Raw genomic sequence first — 18,664 nt, 5'->3', positions numbered from 1 at the left:
TGCGATCGTGTCGAGCGTACGAAAGTGTTCGCGAACGGGGTGCCTGAACCCGGCCGTCGCCACGCTTACCTACGCCTACAGCGATTCGACCGCGGTGGTCGGTCCCCTCGCGACGGCGTCCGAGCCGCATTCCTACGACCTGTGCGAGGCGCACGCGCTGCGGCTCACCGCACCCCGGGGCTGGGAGGTCGTCCGGCACGAGGGCGAGTTCGCCGCCCCCGACCGGTCCGACGACGAGCTCACGGCGCTCGCCGAGGCCGTCCGCGAAGCCGGCCGGTCCGACCGGCCCGCCCCGCCGCCGGAACCGGAGGGCCCGTCCGGGCGCCGCGGCCACCTGCGCGTGCTGCCCGACCCGATCTCGTAGGTCACGCCACATCCACCGAGCGTTCCCCCGGTAGGCTCTCGGGTATCCGCAGCCCATGGACAACTCTCGGGGAGAGCGCGTGTCAGACCTGTCGGCCATCGTCAAGGCCTACGACATCCGGGGTGTCGTCGGCGAGCAGCTGGACGCCGGCCTCGTCCGGGACTTCGGCGCCGCCTTCGCGCTGCTGATCAAGCCGGAGTCGCCGTCGGTGGTGATCGGCCACGACATGCGCGAGTCGTCGCCGGGACTGGCCGCCGCGTTCGCCGAGGGTGTCACCTCGCAGGGCCTGGACGTCGTGTCGATCGGCCTGTGCAGCACCGACCAGCTCTACTTCGCCTCCGGTTCGCTCAACCTGCCCGGGGCGATGTTCACCGCGAGCCACAACCCGGCCAAGTACAACGGCATCAAGCTCTGCCGCGCGGGCGCCGCCCCGGTGGGGCAGGAGTCCGGGCTCGCCGAGATCCGCGACACCGTCGAGCAGGGCGTTCCGGAGTTCGCCGGCCAGCCGGGCAGCGTCACCGAGCGGGACGTCCTCCGCGACTACGCCGGCTACCTGCGCGAGCTGGTCGACCTGTCCGGCAGCCGGCCGCTGAAGATCGCCGTCGACGCCGGCAACGGAATGGGCGGCCACACCGTCCCGACCGTCTTCGAGGGCCTGCCGATCGAGATCGTGCCGATGTACTTCGAGCTGGACGGCAGCTTCCCCAACCACGAGGCCAACCCGCTGGACCCGAAGAACCTGGTCGACCTGCAGGCCAAGGTCCGCGAGGTCGGCGCCGACGCGGGCCTGGCCTTCGACGGCGACGCCGACCGCTGCTTCGTGGTCGACGAAAACGGCGACCCGGTGTCGCCGAGCGCGATCACCGCGCTGGTCGCCGTGCGCGAGCTGGCCAAGGACCCGGGCGGCACGATCATCCACAACCTGATCACCTCCCAGGCCGTACCGGAGATCGTCGCCGAGAACGGCGGCAAGCCGGTGCGCACCCGCGTCGGGCACTCGTTCATCAAGCAGGAGATGGCCGCCACCGGCGCGATCTTCGGCGGCGAGCACTCCGCGCACTACTACTTCCGCGACTTCTGGCGGGCCGACACCGGCATGCTGGCCGCGCTGCACGTGCTGGCCGCGCTCGGCGAGCAGGAGCGGCCGCTGTCGGAGCTGACCGCGGAGTACTCGCGCTACGCGGCCTCGGGCGAGATCAACTCGACGGTCGACGACCAGGTAGCCAAGCAGCTCGCGGTCAAGGACGCGTTCGCGAGCCGTCCCGGCGTGGAGATCGACGAGATGGACGGCCTGACCGTGAAACTGCCGGGCAAGGCGTGGTTCAATCTGCGCCCGTCCAACACCGAACCGCTGCTCCGGCTCAACGTCGAGGCTGCCGATTCCGACGCGGTCCGCGCGCTGACCGACGAAGTCCTCGCGATCGTTCGCAGCTAGGGAGGTTCCACATGGCAGTCGCGCTCGATGCCCAGTTGCTGGAGATCCTGGCGTGCCCGTCCGACGACCACGCGCCGCTGCGCCCGGGAACGGCGAGCGACCCGGAGGCCGACGCGCTGACGTGCACCTCCTGCGGCCGCGAGTTCCCGGTGCGGGACGGCATCCCCGTGCTGTTGCTCGACGAGGCCACGATTCCGGGTGAGTCCCGTGCCGACGGTGCTTGACGACACCCTCCTGGACGACCCCGCGCGCCTGGCGGAGGCCGACACGGCAGGACTGCTGAGGGCGGCGGCGATGGCCGGCGCCCAGGTGCGGTCCACCGCCGAGGTCGCCGCGGACGCCGAGCTGGCCGACCGGCTCGACCTGGGCCGTCCGCGGGCGCTCGTGCTGGTCGTCCGTCCCGGGGTGAGCCGCAGCGTGGCCCGTCTGCTGTACGCGCTGCTGGCGCCGGCCTGCCCGGCGCCGGTGCTGGTCTCCGAGGCGGTGCCGCCGTGGATCGGGGCGCTGGACGTCGTCTTCGCGCACACCGACGACCCGTTCGACCGCGAGCTGGCCGCCGGCATCGAACGCGCCGCGCGGTTCGGCGCGACGGTGGTGCTGTCCGCGCCGAACGAGGGCCCGGTCGCGGCGTCGGTCGCCGGGAAGGGCGTCCAGCTCGTGCCGCGGGTCCCGGTACCGCCCGAGCTGACCTTCGCCCGCGGCCTGGCCGCCGGGCTGCTCACGGCGAACGCCCTCGGCCTGCTGGTCGCCGACGTGCAGTTGCTGGCCGACCAGCTCGACTCCGAGGCCGAGCGCGGCCACCTCGGCCGAGACTCCTTCGCCAACCCCGCCAAGGCGCTCGCCCTGCGCCTGGCCGACCGGATCCCGTTGCTGTGGGGGCTGGACCCGATCGCGGTCGCGGTCGCCCAGCACGCCGGCTACGCGCTGGGTTCGTTCGCCGGCGTCGTCGCCGACATCGCCGACTACCGTCAGGCGCTGACCCGTCGCGCTCTGCGGCAGGCGGCGGCGAGCAGCTCCGGCGAGCGGGACATCTTCGCCGACCCCGATTTCGACACCGACCTGCCGAACTACCGGGTGCTGCTGCTCGCGGTGCACAGCGGCCCGGCGGCCGACGCGGCGCGCCACGACGCTTCGCATACGCTTCCCGGGGCCGGAGTGGTGGCCCCCGCGGACGAGATCGTCGGTGACGAGCCTGTGCGCGCCGGGGTGCTCGCGCTACGGTTCGAGCTGGCCGCGGTCTACCTCGGGCTGGCCACGGGCGCCACCGGGGGTGGCGGGCACTACGAGCCCGCGTCCGCCTGACGCCGGTTCGGGCCCGATCCCGCGGGAATCGGGCGAGGGGTTGGAAGAACCAAGGAGTTGAGAAGACAGTGGAGCTGCTGCGCAATGCGGTGCGGCCCTACGCCTGGGGGTCCCGGACGACCATCCCCGAGCTGCTGGGTCGTGAGGTGCCCGCGCCGCATCCCGAGGCGGAGCTGTGGATGGGCGCCCACCCGGGCGACCCGTCGCGCATCGTGGGTCCGGACGGCGCCGAGCGCAGCCTGCTGGAACTCGTCGAGGCCGACCCGCTCGGCCAGCTCGGCCGGGAGTGCGCCGAGCACTGGGGCAACCGGCTGCCGTTCCTGCTGAAGATCCTCGCCGTCGAGGAGCCGCTGTCGATGCAGGCGCACCCCTCGGCCGAGCAGTCCGCCGAGGGCTACGCGCGCGAGGAGGCCGCCGGCATCCCGCGGGACGCGCCGAACCGGAACTACCCGGACCCGACCGCGAAGCCCGAGCTGGTGTGCGCGCTCACCGAGTTCCACGCGCTGGCCGGGTTCCGCGAGCCGGAGCGCACGGTCGAGCTGCTGCGCGCCATCGAAACCCCGGGCCTGGCGAAGTACACCGAGCTGCTGGCCGCCCAGCCGGACTCCGACGGCTTGCGCGCGCTGTTCACCACGTGGATCACGCTGCCGCAGCCGGTGCTGGACGAGCTGCTGCCCGAGGTGCTCGACGCGTGCGTGCTGCACGTGAAGGACCACGGCGAGTTCGACGTCGAGTGCCGGACGATCCTCGAACTGGGCGAGGCGCACCCGCGCGACGCCGGGGTGCTGGCCGCGCTGCTGCTCAACCGGCTGACGCTGAGCGCCGGTGAGGCGATCTACCTGCCGGCCGGGAACCTGCACCTGTACCTGCACGGCACCGCGGTGGAGATCCTGGCGAACTCGGACAACATCCTGCGCTGCGGCCTGACGCCGAAGCACGTGGACGTGCCCGAGTTGCTCCGCGTCGTCGACTTCACGTGCGCGGACATGCCGATCCTGCGTGGCGAGCCGTCCGACTGCGGCGAGGTGTACACGACGGACGCGCCGGAGTTCGAGCTTTCCCGGTGCGAGTGGGCGGCCGGGGAGAGCGGTTCGCTGCGCGTCGACAACGGCAAGCCGCAGATCCTGCTGTGCACCCAGGGCTCGGTGCGGATCAAGGCGGAGAGCGGCCAGGAGATCGAGCTGCGGCGCGGCCAGTCGGTGTGGGTGCCGGCCTCGGACCCGGCGGTCGCCGTGCACCCCGCGGAGAGCGGGCGGACGCAGCTGTTCCGCGCCACGTCGGGCTGCCTGTAGCGATTCCAGCGCGCCGGGTGATTCCGGCAGGACCGGAAACCGGTGGCGGTGCGGATCGCCGCCACCGACGGCCCGTTCGCGACCGCTAGGCCGGCTCGATCACGCGGCTGCGGATGTGCTCGTAGATCACGTTCGTGCGCACGTCGGCGACCTCCTGGCGCTGGGTGAGCCGGTCGATGACGAACGCGTACAGGCTGTCGTTGTCCGGCACCGCCACGTGCACGAGGAAGTCCTCGCCGCCGGTCACCACGAACACGCCCAGCGTCTCGGGCAGCAGCGTCACCCATTCCCGGAAGGCATCGATGACCGGCCGGGACGGCGGGCGCACCCGCACCGCGATGAGCGCCTGGACCGGGCGGCCGATCTTCGCCAGGTCCAGGTCCACGTTGTACCCGCGGATCACCCCGCGCTCGCGCAGCGCCCGGACGCGCTCCAGCGACGTCGACGGCGAGACGCCCGTCGCGGCGGCCAGTTCCCGGTTGGTCCGCCGTCCGTCGCGCTGCAGTTCCCGCAGCAATGCCTGATCAAGTTCGTCCAAACCGGCCAAAACGGGTCTCCTGTCGAATTAAGTTCGGCTCTGCTGGCTTCGACACACATCTTTGCCTAGCTTGTGCGCTCGTGACCACAGATCATCAGGTTGATGTCCAGCTCGACGCCACCACCCGAACCGCGAAGGTGAAGTGGGTGATCGTCGCCGACCCCTCGCTCGGGCCGGGTCTCGTCGCCAACGCCACCGCGTGCCTGGGCGCCGCGGTCGGCAAGGTCCTGCCGTCGCTGCTCGGCCCCGAGGTCGCGGACGCCTCCGGCCGCCCGCACGCCGGGTTGCCGTGGACCGGCTGCTCGATCCTGGCCGCGGACGCCGCCAAGCTGCTGCAGATCCGCACGAAGGCCGCGAACCGGGAGGGGATCTTCGTCGCCGACATGTCCAAGCACGCGCAGGCCAGCCGATCCTACGTGGAGTACACCGAGGCGATGGCGGGTACCGAGGAGTTGGCCTTCGCGTACTACGCCGTGAGCCTGGTGGGCCCGCGGAACAAGATCGACAAACTGGTCGGCGGACTCCCTCTGCTGCGGTGAACCCGTTGGCCTTAGGCTCATCGCGACAAAACGGGTAGGACTCCAGGGGGTCAGCGTGTCGGCAAGTGGCGGAACGAAGGCGATCGTCGCGGCTTTGATCGCCAACGCCGGGATCGCCGCGGCGAAGTTCGTCGGGTTCCTGATCACCGGGTCCTCGTCGATGCTCGCCGAGTCGGTGCACTCGGTCGCCGACACGTCCAACCAGGGCCTGCTCCTGCTGGGCCAGCGCCAGGCTCGGCGGCGCGCCACGCGCGAGCACCCGTTCGGATTCGGGCGGGAGCGGTACTTCTGGTCGTTCGTCGTCGCGCTGATGCTGTTCACGCTCGGTTCGGTGTTCGCGCTCTACGAGGGCATCCACAAGATCGAGCACCCGGAACCGCTGACCAGCCCGCTGGTCGCGGTCGGCATCCTGGTCGTCGCGATCGGGCTGGAGAGCTACTCGTTCGTCACCGCGATCGGGGAGTCGCGCAAGATCAAGGGTGACGCGACCTGGTGGCAGTTCATCCGCCAGTCGCGCACGCCGGAGCTGCCGGTTGTGCTGCTGGAGGACACCGGCGCGCTGCTCGGTCTGGTCTTCGCGCTGATCGGCGTCGGGCTGTCCGAGCTGACCGGCAACCCGGTGTGGGACGGCGTCGGCACCGTGATGATCGGTGTCCTGCTCGGGATCATCGCGATCATCCTGATCGTCGAGATGAAGAGCCTGCTGATCGGCGAGGGCGCGACCGACCGCGAGCTGGACAGCATCTGCGAGGCGCTGGCCGGCGGCCGGGTCGACCGCGTGATCCACATCCGCACCCAGTACCTGGGCCCGGACGAGCTGCTGGTGGCCGCGAAGCTCGCGCTCGCGCCGCGTCTGGAGCTGTCGGAGGTGGCCGGTGAGATCGACGCGGCCGAGGCCCGGGTGCGTGAGCGGGTGCCGTCCGCGCGGCTGATCTACCTGGAACCGGACCTGGATCGTCAGCTCGTCTGACCTCCGATTCGCTCGCTTCACCCGTTCGCGTTAGGGTGACCAACCGGACCTGAGACCCAGGACACCGGGAGGAGACACCCTTGCCAGGTAACGGGCTGTGGCGCACGAAGTCCATCGAGCAGTCCATTAAGGACACCGACGAGCCGGATACCAGGTTGCGGCGCAATCTGTCGGCGTGGGACCTGACGGTGTTCGGGGTCGCGGTCGTCATCGGCGCCGGCATCTTCACGCTGACCGCGCGCACCGCGGGCGACTACGCCGGACCGTCGGTGTCGCTGGCGTTCGTGTTCGCCGCGATCGCGTGCGGCCTCGCCGCGCTGTGCTACGCCGAGTTCGCCTCGACCGTGCCGGTCGCGGGCAGCGCCTACACGTTCTCGTACGCGACGTTCGGCGAGTTCATGGCCTGGATCATCGGCTGGGACCTGGTGCTGGAACTGGCCGTCGGCGCGGCCGCGGTGTCCAAGGGCTGGTCGGTGTACCTGGAGACGGTGCTCGGCTACATCTTCGGCGACGGCGCGAAGACGACGTTCGACCTCGGCGGCCTCACGGTGGACTGGGGCGCGTTGATCCTGGTGGTCGCGCTGGCCGTGGTGCTGACGCTCGGCACGAAGCTGTCGTCCCGGGTCTCCATGGTGATCACCGCGATCAAGGTCGGCATCGTGCTGTTCGTGATCGTGCTCGGCCTGTTCTACGTCAAGGGCGCCAACTACACGCCCTACATCCCGCCGGGCGCGGAGGCGGGCAGCGGCCAGTCGGGCGTGGACCAGTCGCTGTTCTCGCTGATCGCGGGCGGGGCGAGCAGCTCGTTCGGCCTGTTCGGGCTGCTCGCCGGCGCCTCGCTGGTGTTCTTCGCGTTCATCGGGTTCGACATCGTGGCGACCACGGCGGAGGAGACGAAGAACCCGCAGCGCTCGGTGCCGCGCGGCATCTTCGGCTCGCTGGCGATCGTCACCGTGCTGTACGTGGCGGTGTCGCTGGTGGTCGTCGGCATGGTGCCCTACACCGACCTGGCGACCGACGCCGGCGACGGCAGCCACAAGACGCTGGCCACCGCGTTCGCCGCGAACGGCGTCAACTGGGCGGCGAACGTCATCTCGGTCGGCGCGCTGGCCGGTCTGACCACCGTGGTGATGGTGCTGATGCTGGGCCAGGTCCGGGTGCTGTACGCGATGTCGCGGGACGGCCTGCTGCCGCGCTCGCTGGCGCGCACGAGCGAACGCGGCACCCCGGGCCGCGCGACCATGCTGGTCGGCCTCCTGGTCGCGGTGGCGGCGACGTTCTTCCCGGCGGACAAGCTGGAGGAAATGGTCAACGTCGGCACGCTGTTCGCGTTCGTGCTGGTCTCCGCGGGTGTGCTGGTGCTGCGCCGGACGCGGCCGGACCTGCCGCGCGCGTTCCGGGTGCCGTGGGTGCCGGTGGTGCCGATCCTCGCGATCCTGGCGTGCCTGTGGCTGATGCTGAACCTGACGGTGCTGACCTGGCTGCGGTTCCTGGCGTGGATGGTGCTCGGCGTGGTCATCTACTTCGCCTACAGCCGCCGGCACTCGCTGCTGGGCAAGCGCCACGCGGCGACGGAGACGCCGATGCCGGTGGACGGCGCCGACCCGACCAAGCCCTAGCCAGGGGAAATCCCGGATGTCACCGGTCCGGCGCGCCTCTAGCGTCGGACCGGTGATCCGCAGGATGTTGCTGGTGTTCCTCGGCGCCGCGGCGGTTTGCCTCGTGCCGTGGATCGTCTACCTCGCGCACACGCTGCCCGACCACTTCGACACCGGTCAGTGGCGGACCGCGTGGGTCGGGTTCGACGTGGGGCTGGTGTGCTGCTTCGCGGCTGCGGCGTGGCTCGGTCTGCGCCGCCGCCGCTCCGCCGTGCCGTTGCTGGCGGCCACGGCGGCACTGCTGGTGTGCGACGGGTGGTTCGACGTCGTGCTCGACTGGTCCTCGCCCGACCGGTGGACCAGCCTCGCCCTCGCCGTGTTCGCCGAGGTGCCGATCGCCGTGTTCCTGCTCATGGCCGCGCGGCGACTGCTGACCGGCGACCTGCGGATGCGCGCCCTCACGCTGCGGGACATCGAGATCCACAGCGACCCGCGCCACCACCAGGTGCTCCGCGAACTGCCCGCCACGGACGCGGAGCTGACCGGCCGGTTCGGCGCCGGAGCCGTCACGCTCCTCGGCACCCTGGCGGAGGCGGGCTACGTGCGACGCCACCGGGACGGTCGTTGGCGCACCGTCCCGCAGTCGGTGCGCGAGCCGCGGCCGGAGGACTTCGACGAGGCCGACCAGCGGCGCGTCGCCGATTACCTCGACGCGAAGTACGGTCGCGAGATCGAGTTGCTCACCTGGGCCGCGCGGCACCGGGACGAGTTCGGGCCGTGGGGCAAGGCCCACCGGGGCCTGGCGTGGCTGACCGAGCCGGAGCTGCGTCACCTGGAGGCGGAGTACCAGGATCTGGTGGCCCGGTACTGCCGGTTGCGCCGGGACCCGGTGCCGGAGGCGCGGGAGGTCACCGTGCGGCTCTACGCGTTCCCCGTGCCCGGCGCTTGACGGCTCAGCGGGCCAGGTTCAGGTGGAACCGGGGGAGGTCGGGGAACAGGGGCACCTGCTCGGCCGCCCCGCGGGCCGGCTTTCCCGGCGTCTCCAGGCCGGCCGCGATCGCCACCGCCTGGTCCCATTCCGGGTCCACCAGGTAGTCCGCGTGCCCGAGCACCCCGGCCGCCCACCGGCGCGCGCCGGATGGCGGGTGCACCGGGTCGGGCAGCCAGTGGTCGCCGCCCAGGACGAGGGCCCCGGTCGCGCCCGTGGCGGCCGGCGTGAGCGCGCCCCAGCTGCCGTCGGGCAGGTAGCCCTCGCCGGTGAGCTTGTCGCCGTCGACCTGGTGCCGCCAGGTCGTCACACCGCCGCCGAAGATGTCCGTCCCGCGCGCCAGCCCGCGCCACCGCCCGTCCAGCGACCCGTACAGCGCGGCGAGCGCGGCGTGCGGCAGCACCGCGGGGAACGCCCGCTGGTACCCCCACTGCAGCGGCGACCCCGCGCTGAGCAGGCCGACCCGTTCCCGGTCGGCTGGCGAGACGCTGTGCACCAGCCGCGCGGCCGCGATCACCGCCAGCACACTGCCCAGCTTCTCGCCGCCCAGCACGACGCGGGTGTTCGGCTCGGCCAGGTGTTCCTTCGCGCGAGCCGCGAGGTCCGGCACCACCTTCAGCGCGTAACACGGCGGGATCGCCGGGTGCGCCGCCCGCGGCCAGAAGCACACGAGATCGGCCAGTGCCCCGAGGTGCCGGTTGCGCCCGGGCTTCGTCGCCGCGGTGTAGACGACCCGCAGCAACCCGACGGCCAGCGCGCCGAGCCCGAACACCCCGGCCGCGGACAGCGGGTCGAGCCAGCCGGGCAGCGTGCCGAAGCCGTACCAGGCCACCAGCAGCGCGGCCGCGCCGAGCGACAGTCCGGCGATCACGCCGAGCGCGAGGTGGTGCAGGTGCCGCCGTTCCCACGCCGACCGCGCCCACGCGGCAGCCGCGGCCTGCTCGTCCGCCGGGGACTGGAGCATCCGCACGATCTCTGGTACCCCGCGCGAGCGCCGCCGCAGCGGCACGCCCACGGCGAACCCGAGCACGCCCAGCACGATCGCCAGCACCAGGCCGCCACCCCACAACGCGGTCACCAGCCGGTAGCTGTCCGGCAGGCGGAGGTCACCAGCGCCGGACAACCGCCGCAGCCCGGTCGCCAGGCCCGCGCCGAACCCGGCGCCGAGCAGCGCCGCGAGCGCCAGCGCGGGCGCCGCCGCCCAGCCGCCGGCCCACGGGCGCAGCCGCTTCGGCAGCTCGCGCCAGGTCCGGCGGGCCAGCAGCGCCGCGGGGATCAGCAGCACCGCGAACACCAGCCACGCGCCGATCAGCGCCGCGCCGACCCCGGCGACGGTCGCGTCCGAACCGGTGGGCACCGCGCCGCGCACGCCGACCGCGACCAGCAACGCGACCGCCACCCAGAGCAACCCGCCGCGCGCCCACCGCGGCAGCTCCCGCGCTCCGGACGCCGACGTGACCAGCGCGACCCCGGTCAGCACGAGCGAGGGGGCCCACAGCAGCCGCCCGAACACGTCGCCGGGCACGTCGAGCGGCCCGCCGACGGCGAGCAGCGCGACGGTGCTCAGCGCGGCCACGGTGTGCACGCAGCGCAGCACGGGCGAATCCGTGTCGCCGCGCAGCACGTCACCGGGCAGCGTGTCGCCGGGCGGCGGGGGCGTGTGGGCGCGGACCGTCCAGTTCGTCCCGGACACCCGGTACAGCACGAGGACCACCAGCGCGACCGGCAGCAGCCCCGCGGCCAGGCGGACCTGTTCGACGTCGCGCATCCAGCCCGGCAGGCCGGTCAGGCACCGGCGGCCGGGCGCCAGGCACTGCGCGGCGAACAGGTCGAGCGTGATGACCGCGACCTGCGCGACGAGCAGCATCGTCAGCAGCAGCGCGGCGATCCGCAGCACGCCCCGGCACAGGCCGCCGAGCGCGGCCGCCGCGCGACTGCCCTGCGGCACCGGCGGCAGCATCCAGTGCGCCACGTTGGCCAGCGAGAACGGGAACAGCAGCGCCCACGCCGCCTTCGCCGCGCCGCCGGAGGTCATGCCGCTCCACAGGTACCCCTCGAGCGTGCGCGGCACCGACCGGCCGAGCGCCTGCAGCACCGGACCGGGCGCCGGGCGCCGCAGCCGGTCCGACGGGCGGATGACCCGGCCCACACCGTCCCCGGCGACCTCCACCGTGCCGGCCGCGTCCAGCAGCTCCTCACCGGTGGTGCCGGACAGGCCCGGCACGCGTAGTTCGACCACTCGGGTGTCGGGGCCAGGAAGCGGCACGTCGGCTGTCTCCTTTTCCGGGTGTCCTGCGATGAACGGACAACGGTACTGTTCAGGTGGAGTCGATCGTTGGAGGAAATGCCGCTATGACCCCCGAAAGCGTTGCGAAGTGGCACGACACCCGCAACGGGGTGGAATTCGCCGTCGCGGATCTGGAGCTGGCCGAGTTCGGCCGCAAGGAGATCCGGCTGGCCGAGCACGAGATGCCGGGGCTGATGGCGCTGCGCCGTGAGTACGCGGAGGTGAACCCCCTGCGCGGTGCGCGGGTGTCGGGTTCGCTGCACATGACGGTGCAGACCGCGGTGCTGATCGAGACGCTGGTCTCGCTCGGTGCTGAAGTTCGGTGGGCGTCCTGCAACATCTTCTCCACGCAGGACCACGCCGCCGCCGCCGTGGTGGTGGGCCCGCACGGGACTCCGGAGGCGCCGCGGGGGGTGCCGGTGTTCGCCTGGAAGGGCGAGTCGCTGGAGGAGTACTGGTGGTGCACCGAGCGGATGCTGACCTGGGACGACGGCGAGGGTCCGAACATGATCCTCGACGACGGCGGGGACGCGACCCTGCTGGTGCACAAGGGCACCCAGTACGAGGCGGCCGGGGTGGTGCCGCAGCCCGACGACAACGACTCCGAGGAGTGGAAGGTCGTGCTGGAGCTGCTGCGGGCCTCGCTGGCGGCGGACGGGCAGAAGTGGACCCGGATCGGCCAGGGCGTGCGCGGCGTGACCGAGGAGACCACCACCGGCGTGCTGCGGCTGTACCAGCTGGCGGCCGCGGGTGAGCTGCTGTTCCCGGCGATCAACGTCAACGACTCGGTGACCAAGTCGAAGTTCGACAACCGCTACGGCATCCGGCACTCGCTGATCGACGGCATCAACCGCGGCACCGACGTGCTGATCGGCGGCAAGGTCGCGGTGGTGTGCGGCTACGGCGACGTGGGCAAGGGCGCGGCGGAGTCGCTGTCCGGCCAGGGCGCGCGGGTGATCGTCACCGAGATCGACCCGATCTGCGCGCTGCAGGCCGCGATGGACGGCTACCAGGTCAAGACGCTGGAGTCGGCGCTGCCGGAGGCCGACATCGTGATCACCACGACCGGGAACAAGGACGTGGTGATGGCCGAGCACATGGCCCGGATGAAGCACCAGACGATCGTGGGCAACATCGGCCACTTCGACAACGAGATCGACATGGCCGGCCTCGCCCGGTACCCCGGGATCCGGCGCATCAACATCAAGCCGCAGGTCGACGAGTGGGTCTTCCCGGACGGGCACAGCGTGCTGGTGCTGTCCGAGGGCCGGCTGCTGAACCTGGGCAACGCGACCGGGCACCCGTCGTTCGTGATGTCGAACTCCTTCTCCAACCAGGTGATCGCGCAGGTCGAGCTGTTCACCAAGCACGAGGAGTACGACAAGGAGGTCTACCGCCTGCCGAAGAAGCTGGACGAGAAGGTGGCGCGCATCCACCTCCAGGCACTGGGCGGCGAGCTGACCAAGCTGACGAAGGAACAGGCGGAGTACATCGACGTCGACGTCGAGGGCCCGTTCAAGTCGGAGCACTACCGCTACTGACCGCGACCTGCCGCTTCGAGGTGCTATCATGGGTGCCTGCCTGTGATAGCATCTCGGTATGCGGCAGATGATCACCCGTCTCGACGACGAGCTGCACGCCCGGGTGAAGGCGAAAGCCGAGGCCGAGGGGCGCAGCGTCAACGAGTTCGTGACCGAGACCCTGAAAGCGGCGGTCGACCGGCCGGAGTCCCGCGAGGAACGCAAGCGGCGCCTGCTCGCCGACGGGAAGCTCGTCGCGTTCGCGCCTGAGGGGCCGGTTCCGACGCGCGAGCAACTCGACGAGGTCCTGCGGGGCAGCGGCACCTCCGTCAGTGAGGCCCTGGACTGGTCGCGAGGCGAGTGGTGACGGTCTTCTACGCCGACACCAGCGCGGTCGTCCGGGCGTTCCTCCCCGACGAGCCCGAGCACGAGCAGATGATCGAGCTGCTCCTCGACAACGAAAACCTGGTGCTGACGAGCGAGCTGACGAGGGTCGAGTTCGCGAGCGCGATGGCGACCGCGTGGAACAACGGCCGGATCCGCGAAGCCAAGCTCGCTCTCGCGCGCTTCGACGCCGAAACCGGTGGTGGGAGCGCGCTGAGCCTCGTGCCGCTCGTACCCCAGGTGATCATGCCGGCGGCGTACCGGCTGGTGTCCGACCACCACGCGCTCCGGACGCTCGACGCCATCCACCTCGCGGTCGCCCTCAACGACACCGCGGCGCTCACCGGCGGTGAGCCCGTCGTGATGGTCACCCGCGACCAGCGCCAGGCCGACGCGGCGAAGGCGCACGGCCTCGAAGTGCGCTGAGAGCCGCCGGATAACCTGAGCGCGTGGGACGGCTGGTGGTCATCGAGGGGCTCGACGGTGCGGGCAAGCGCACGCTGACCGACGGCCTCACCAAGGCCCTGCACGACCAGGGCCACACGGTCACCACCCAGGCCTTCCCCCGGTACGGCCGCAGCGTGCACGCCGACCTCATCCACGAGGGCCTGCACCGCCGCCACGGCGACCTCACCGATTCCGTCTACGGCATGGGCCTGCTCTACGCCCTCGACCGCCGGGACGCCGCCGCCGAGATCCGCGCCGGGCTCGACACCCACGACGTCGTCTTGCTCGACCGGTACGTCGCCTCCAACGCCGCCTACGGCGCGGCCCGGCTGCGGCAGCACGCGGACGGCGAGTTCGTGCGGTGGGTCCGCGAGATCGAGATCGACCGCTTCGGCCTGCCGCTGCCCGACGCGCAGATCCTGCTTCGCGTGCCGCCCGCCGTGGCCGCCGAGCGGGCCGAGCGCCGGGCCTCGGCCGACGCCGGGCGGGCCAAGGACGCCTTCGAGTCCGACGACGACCTCCAGTCCCGCTGCGCCGCGGTCTACGACGAGCTGGCCGCGGCGTCCTGGTTGTCCGGTTGGCACGTGGTGGACGGCGCGGCGGGCGTCGACCACGCCCGGCTCGCCGCCGCGCTCGTCCATCCGGGGTAACGGGCGTGCGGATCCGTGAGCCGTTCGCAGGGTCGGCCGTCACGAACGGTCTCCGTAGTGCGAATATGTGGTCATGAAGGCACGTGTGTTGGTCGTCGACGACGACCCCGCTCTCGCGGAGATGCTCACCATCGTGCTGCGCGGCGAGGGGTTCGACACCGCGGTGGTGGCGGACGGCTCCCGGGCGCTGCCCGCCCTGCGGGAGCTGAAGCCCGATCTCGTGCTGCTCGACCTGATGCTGCCCGGCATGAACGGCATCGACGTCTGCAAGGCGATCCGAGCCGAGTCGGGCGTGCCGATCGTCATGCTCACCGCGAAGAGCGACACGGTCGACATCGTGCTGGGCCTGGAGTCCGGCGCCGACGACTACGTGGTCAAGCCGTTCAAGCCGAAGGAGCTGGTCGCCCGCGTGCGCGCCCGGCTGCGGCGCACCGAGGCCGAGCCGGCCGAGACGCTGACCATCGGTGACCTGACCATCGACGTGCCGGGCCACGAGGTGACCCGGGAGGGCAAGTCCATCCCGCTCACCCCGCTGGAGTTCGACCTGCTGGTCGCGCTGGCCCGCAAGCCGCGCCAGGTGTTCACCCGCGAGGTCCTGCTCGAGCAGGTCTGGGGCTACCGGCACGCGGCCGACACCCGCCTGGTCAACGTGCACGTCCAGCGGTTGCGCTCGAAGGTCGAGAAGGACCCCGAGCACCCCGAGGTCGTCCTGACCGTGCGCGGCGTCGGGTACAAGGCGGGCCCGCCGTAACAGCGAAATGAAGCGAAGAGTCCTGGCCTTCGTCCGCGCGGTGCTGCGGCTGGCCCCCCGCGCGGGCGCCTACGCCCGCGGTCGCGCCATCGCGTTCGGCGTGCTGTGGCGGCGGTCGCTGCAGTTCAAGGTGACCGTCTCGACGCTCGCGCTGTCCTCGGCGGTGGGGCTCGTGCTGGGCATGGTGCTGCAGAACCAGATCACCCAGCGCCTGACCGACACCAAGCGGCAGGCCGCGGTCGCGCAGACCCTGCAGGTCGTGCGCACCGCGGAGAACGAGCTGGTCGGGATCAGCGACCAGGACGCGCTGGCCGACCGGCTGCAGAACGCGCTGAAGAAGATCACCAGCAGCTCGTCGGAGGACCAGGGCACCGCGGCGTCGGCGGCCGGCGCGTTCGAGCCGGTGCTGACCGCGGGCGGGGTGGACTCGACCGACTCCGCCGGGCCGATCACGAAGGTGCCGGACGGCCTGCAGCGGTTCGTGGAGAACAACCAGGTCGCCTGGCAGATCAACACCGACACGGACGCGGACGGCACCCGCACCACGCACCTGATCGTCGGCGCGCCGGTCACCAGCACCGGCCGCCCGATCCAGCTGTACCTGCTGTTCCCGATGACCGCAGAGCAGAGCACGGTCCAGACGGTGCAGAACACGCTGCTGGTCGGCGGCCTGGTGCTGCTCGCGCTGCTGGCCGGCATCGCGAACCTGGTCACCCGCCAGGTCGTGCGCCCGGTGCGGCAGGCCGCCGCGGCCGCCGCCCGGTTCGCGGGCGGTGAGCTGGACGAACGGCTGCCGGTGACCGGTGAGGACGACCTGTCGAAGCTCGCCGTGTCCTACAACGAGATGGCCGCGAGCATCCAGCACCAGATCCGCCAGCTGGAGGAGTTCGGCACGCTGCAGCGCCGGTTCACCTCGGACGTCTCGCACGAGCTGCGCACCCCGCTGACCACCGTGCGGATGGCGGCCGACGTGCTGCACGCCTCGCGCGAGCAGTTCCCCGCCGGCCTGGCCCGGTCCACCGAGCTGCTGGTCGACGAGCTGGACCGGTTCGAGGCGCTGCTCGGCGACCTGCTGGAGATCAGCAGGCTAGACGCCGGTGTCGAAGAACTGGCGGCCGAGTTCATCGACGTGTCGTCCATCGCGCGGCGGGCCGTCGAGCAGGTGCGGGTGATCGCGGGCAACGCGGAGACCGAGATCGAGCTGGAGCTGCCCGAGGAGGAGACCCTCGCCGAGATCGACGCCCGCCGCGTCGAGCGGATCCTGCGCAACCTGCTGGCCAACGCGGTCGACCACAGCGAGGGCAACCCGGTGCGGCTCACGCTGGCCGCGAACGAGCACGCGGTCGCGATCACGGTTCGCGACCACGGTGTCGGCCTGCGGCCCGGTGAGGCCGACCTGGTGTTCAACCGGTTCTGGCGCGCAGACCCGTCCCGCAACCGCCGCACCGGCGGCACCGGCCTGGGGCTGGCGATCAGCCACGAGGACGCGCGCCTGCACGGCGGACAGCTGGAGGCGTGGGGCGCGCCGGGGCACGGGGCGTGCTTCCGGCTGACGCTGCCGCGCAAGCAGGGCGAGCCGTTCGAGGAGAGCCCGTTGCCGCTGGTGCCGGACGACGCGCCGGCGACCAACGGCCACCTGCAGATCGGGCTGCCCACCGAGTACACGATCACGATCGGCGAGATGCGCAAGGAGGACGCGTGAAGCCCCTGGCGCGGCTGTTCGCCCTGTTCGCGTGCCTCGTGCTGGCCGCGGGCTGCGCGAACGTCCCCGAGGAGTCCCAGCCCGTCGCCGTTCCGCAGCAGGAGCTGGGGCAGCCGGTCAACCCGGACGTGCCGCAGCCGGCGAAGGACCTCGACGCGCTGACCGTCGTTCGCGACTTCGTCCGCGCGAGCGCCCAGCCGATCAGCAACAACGCCGCCGCGCGCATGTACCTCGACGAGGCCGCCGGGAAGACGTGGACGCCCGGCAAGGTCATCACGATCATCGACGACGTGTTCGCGACCGTCCCGGCGGCCGGCGTGGACACCACGGCGAACCCGAACGAGGTCAACGTCGTGCTGCGCGGCACCGGCCTGGGCACGCTGCGCGAGGACGGGGCGTTCATCTCGCTGCGCACGCCGGTCGAGCTGAAGCTGCTGGTGCGGCGGCAGTCGGACGGGCAGTGGCGGATCACCAACCCGCCGCCCAACCTGGTCATGCCCTACAGCGACTTCACCGCGAACTACGTGCGGGTGCAGGCGTTCTTCTTCGCGCAGGATTCGAACACCGTGGTGCCGGACCTGCGGTACGTGGCGGGCAAACCGCAGACCGGCCTGGCCGGGCGCGTGGTCGGGCTGCTGCTGGCCGGGCCGTCGACGAGCCTGGTGGGCGCGGTGCGGAACCTGCTGCCGGAGGACGCGAACACCGAGGGCAACGTGACGACCGCGCCGGACGGCGCGCTCGTGGTGCCGCTGACCGGGGTGGCCGATCAGACGGCGGACGTGCGGCGGCTGATCGCCGCGCAGATCGTGCTGTCGCTGCAGTCGGTGACGACGAACCGGGTGCGGCTGTTGTCCGATGGTGCGCCGTTGGTGGACGGGCACGAGGACTGGGTGCCGAGCGATCTGCCGTCCTACACGGCGCTGGCGTCGCCGAGCGCGGACCAGCCCGGGCTGGTCACGGTGAACGGGCGGGTGCGGTCGCTGGGTGACGGTTCGCTGATCTCCGGTCCGGCCGGGCAGGGCAGCGGGTACCAGGTGGCGAGCGCGGCGCAGTCGATCGACGGGCGTCAGCTGGCGATCGTGGAGTACGCCGACGGGCGGCAGCGGTTGCGGGTCGGCCAGTTCGGCAAGGACGCGGCCGCGGTCGACCTGGCGGGCGCGACGATGACCCGGCCCACCTGGCGGCCCACGGCCACGGCGGACGGTTCCGGCGAGGTGTGGACCGTCGTGGACGGGCAGACGGTGGTCCGCGCGCTGCGCACGCCGGACGGCAGCTGGGTGCCGCAGGTGGTGAACGCGGACGAGATCCTCCAGGTGGGGCCGATCAGCGTGCTGCGGCTGTCCCGGGACGGCGCGCGGGCCGCGGTGGTCGCCGGCGGGCAGCTGCTCGTGGCGTCCGTGGTGCGCACCCAGGACTCGGTGACGCTACGCGCGCCGCGGATCCTGCAGGGCGGCACGCTGGGCGGGGTCGTGGACGTCGACTGGCTCAGCCAGGACACCCTGGTCGCCGCGACGACCATGCCGTCGCAACCGGTGGTCAAGATCCCGATCGACGGCCTGCGGCTGGACCCGTTCAACATCTCGAACCTGACGCTCCCGGTCCACGCGATCACCGCCGCGCCGGGCCGGTCGATAGTCGTGGCGGACGACGGAGGCCTCTGGACAGCCTCCGACGTGGGCGAAGTGTGGCGCCCGCACCCCCACAGCTTCGGCGGCAACGCGTCGCCGTTCTACCCGGGCTGAGGGCGCCCAGGCAGAACGGCTGGTGACGTCGGCACGGGGCGATCTCGCCGTTCTGGATCACGTGCCGGGGGTGCTTGGGCCCGGCGAGTGCGCCGCCGTCTGCCCGGGCTGCGCCATCCCGGGCAGAACAGCCGGTGGCGTCACCCCGGGATGAA

General features: G+C 72.0%; 18 protein-coding genes. 16 read left to right on the top strand and 2 right to left on the bottom strand.

From position 1 onward, the window contains the following. Positions 1 to 7: 7 nt before the first annotated feature. The 5 genes from IE290_RS35535 (at position 8) to manA (ending at position 4,393) form a co-directional block, all read left to right on the top strand. Entirely contained in the window at positions 8 to 364 is a 357-nt protein-coding gene (locus IE290_RS35535) for a DUF3499 domain-containing protein (RefSeq protein ID WP_084022740.1), read from the top strand. 79 nt (positions 365 to 443) lie between these two features. Then, the gene (locus IE290_RS35530) at positions 444 to 1,799 is read left to right on the top strand and encodes a phosphomannomutase/phosphoglucomutase (RefSeq protein WP_191249117.1); all 1,356 of its coding nucleotides are present in this window, start codon (positions 444 to 446) and stop codon (positions 1,797 to 1,799) included. An 11-nt stretch (positions 1,800 to 1,810) separates the two neighbouring features. Then, complete coding sequence (locus IE290_RS35525) at positions 1,811 to 2,023, top strand: Trm112 family protein (protein ID WP_094004745.1); 213 nt, start codon at positions 1,811 to 1,813, stop codon at positions 2,021 to 2,023. Beyond that, positions 2,007 to 3,101 carry a hypothetical protein gene (locus IE290_RS35520; protein ID WP_191249116.1) on the top strand — a complete coding sequence of 365 codons (1,095 nt, stop codon included), beginning with the start codon at positions 2,007 to 2,009 and terminating at the stop codon, positions 3,099 to 3,101. Before IE290_RS35525 ends, IE290_RS35520 begins: the two co-directional genes overlap by 17 nt. Before the next feature lie 68 nt (positions 3,102 to 3,169). Then, positions 3,170 to 4,393 carry a mannose-6-phosphate isomerase, class I gene (gene manA / locus IE290_RS35515; protein WP_191249115.1) on the top strand — a complete coding sequence of 408 codons (1,224 nt, stop codon included), beginning with the start codon at positions 3,170 to 3,172 and terminating at the stop codon, positions 4,391 to 4,393. An 85-nt stretch (positions 4,394 to 4,478) separates the two neighbouring features. Here manA and IE290_RS35510 read toward each other — a convergent pair whose 3' ends face one another. Continuing rightward, positions 4,479 to 4,931: an Lrp/AsnC family transcriptional regulator gene (locus tag IE290_RS35510; RefSeq protein WP_191249114.1), complete on the bottom strand. Its 453-nt coding sequence runs from the start codon at positions 4,929 to 4,931 to the stop codon at positions 4,479 to 4,481. Positions 4,932 to 5,011: 80 nt separating this feature from the next. On the opposite strand from IE290_RS35510, the gene IE290_RS35505 reads away from it, so the two are divergent. From IE290_RS35505 to IE290_RS35490, 4 genes are all read left to right on the top strand, one after another. Next, positions 5,012 to 5,470, top strand: coding sequence for a DUF2000 domain-containing protein (locus IE290_RS35505; RefSeq protein ID WP_191249113.1), 459 nt, complete (start codon positions 5,012 to 5,014; stop codon positions 5,468 to 5,470). A 55-nt stretch (positions 5,471 to 5,525) separates the two neighbouring features. Further along, on the top strand, positions 5,526 to 6,440 hold the full coding sequence (locus IE290_RS35500; RefSeq protein ID WP_191249112.1) for a cation diffusion facilitator family transporter: 915 nt from the start codon (positions 5,526 to 5,528) through the stop codon (positions 6,438 to 6,440). 80 nt (positions 6,441 to 6,520) lie between these two features. Continuing rightward, on the top strand, positions 6,521 to 8,059 hold the full coding sequence (locus IE290_RS35495; RefSeq protein WP_191249111.1) for an amino acid permease: 1,539 nt from the start codon (positions 6,521 to 6,523) through the stop codon (positions 8,057 to 8,059). Between the two features lie 52 nt (positions 8,060 to 8,111). Beyond that, positions 8,112 to 8,987: a hypothetical protein gene (locus tag IE290_RS35490; RefSeq protein WP_229874907.1), complete on the top strand. Its 876-nt coding sequence runs from the start codon at positions 8,112 to 8,114 to the stop codon at positions 8,985 to 8,987. Between the two features lie 4 nt (positions 8,988 to 8,991). On the opposite strand, the gene IE290_RS35485 is transcribed toward IE290_RS35490, so the two are convergent. Further along, complete coding sequence (locus IE290_RS35485) at positions 8,992 to 11,292, bottom strand: hypothetical protein (RefSeq protein WP_229874906.1); 2,301 nt, start codon at positions 11,290 to 11,292, stop codon at positions 8,992 to 8,994. An 86-nt stretch (positions 11,293 to 11,378) separates the two neighbouring features. On the opposite strand from IE290_RS35485, the gene ahcY reads away from it, so the two are divergent. The 7 genes from ahcY to IE290_RS35450 all read left to right on the top strand — a co-directional run bounded on the left by ahcY (position 11,379) and on the right by IE290_RS35450 (position 18,509). Beyond that, on the top strand, positions 11,379 to 12,854 hold the full coding sequence (gene ahcY, locus IE290_RS35480) for an adenosylhomocysteinase (protein WP_191249110.1): 1,476 nt from the start codon (positions 11,379 to 11,381) through the stop codon (positions 12,852 to 12,854). Between the two features lie 58 nt (positions 12,855 to 12,912). After that, entirely contained in the window at positions 12,913 to 13,200 is a 288-nt protein-coding gene (locus tag IE290_RS35475) for a toxin-antitoxin system HicB family antitoxin (RefSeq protein ID WP_191249109.1), read from the top strand. Continuing rightward, positions 13,197 to 13,643 (top strand): type II toxin-antitoxin system VapC family toxin, encoded by a 447-nt coding sequence (locus IE290_RS35470; protein ID WP_229874905.1) that lies wholly within the window; start codon positions 13,197 to 13,199, stop codon positions 13,641 to 13,643. The genes IE290_RS35475 and IE290_RS35470 overlap by 4 nt, the downstream gene beginning before the upstream one ends. A 23-nt stretch (positions 13,644 to 13,666) precedes the next feature. After that, positions 13,667 to 14,314: a dTMP kinase gene (locus IE290_RS35465; protein WP_191249107.1), complete on the top strand. Its 648-nt coding sequence runs from the start codon at positions 13,667 to 13,669 to the stop codon at positions 14,312 to 14,314. Positions 14,315 to 14,387: 73 nt separating this feature from the next. Further along, positions 14,388 to 15,065: an MtrAB system response regulator MtrA gene (gene mtrA, locus IE290_RS35460; protein WP_191249106.1), complete on the top strand. Its 678-nt coding sequence runs from the start codon at positions 14,388 to 14,390 to the stop codon at positions 15,063 to 15,065. A 7-nt stretch (positions 15,066 to 15,072) separates the two neighbouring features. Continuing rightward, the gene (mtrB, locus tag IE290_RS35455; protein ID WP_191249105.1) at positions 15,073 to 16,767 is read left to right on the top strand and encodes an MtrAB system histidine kinase MtrB; all 1,695 of its coding nucleotides are present in this window, start codon (positions 15,073 to 15,075) and stop codon (positions 16,765 to 16,767) included. Continuing rightward, complete coding sequence (locus IE290_RS35450) at positions 16,764 to 18,509, top strand: LpqB family beta-propeller domain-containing protein (RefSeq protein WP_191249104.1); 1,746 nt, start codon at positions 16,764 to 16,766, stop codon at positions 18,507 to 18,509. The genes mtrB and IE290_RS35450 overlap by 4 nt, the downstream gene beginning before the upstream one ends. Positions 18,510 to 18,664 lie beyond the last annotated feature (155 nt).

The sequence above is a fragment of the Amycolatopsis deserti genome, assembly GCF_014653945.1.
In the GTDB taxonomy this organism is placed as follows: domain Bacteria; phylum Actinomycetota; class Actinomycetes; order Mycobacteriales; family Pseudonocardiaceae; genus Amycolatopsis_E; species Amycolatopsis_E deserti.
The sequence above is the reverse complement of the archived record's forward strand: the minus strand, read 5'-3'. Positions and strand labels throughout refer to the sequence as shown.

Excerpts from the sequence above, each read along its gene's own strand:
- IE290_RS35525 (WP_094004745.1), top strand. The coding sequence starts at position 1,811 with ATGGCAGTCGCGCTCGATGCCCAGTTGCTGGAGATCCTGGCGTGCCCG.
- ahcY (WP_191249110.1), top strand. The coding sequence starts at position 11,379 with ATGACCCCCGAAAGCGTTGCGAAGTGGCACGACACCCGCAACGGGGTG.
- IE290_RS35475 (WP_191249109.1), top strand. The coding sequence starts at position 12,913 with ATGCGGCAGATGATCACCCGTCTCGACGACGAGCTGCACGCCCGGGTG.
- mtrA (WP_191249106.1), top strand. The coding sequence starts at position 14,388 with ATGAAGGCACGTGTGTTGGTCGTCGACGACGACCCCGCTCTCGCGGAG.
- mtrB (WP_191249105.1), top strand. The coding sequence starts at position 15,073 with ATGAAGCGAAGAGTCCTGGCCTTCGTCCGCGCGGTGCTGCGGCTGGCC.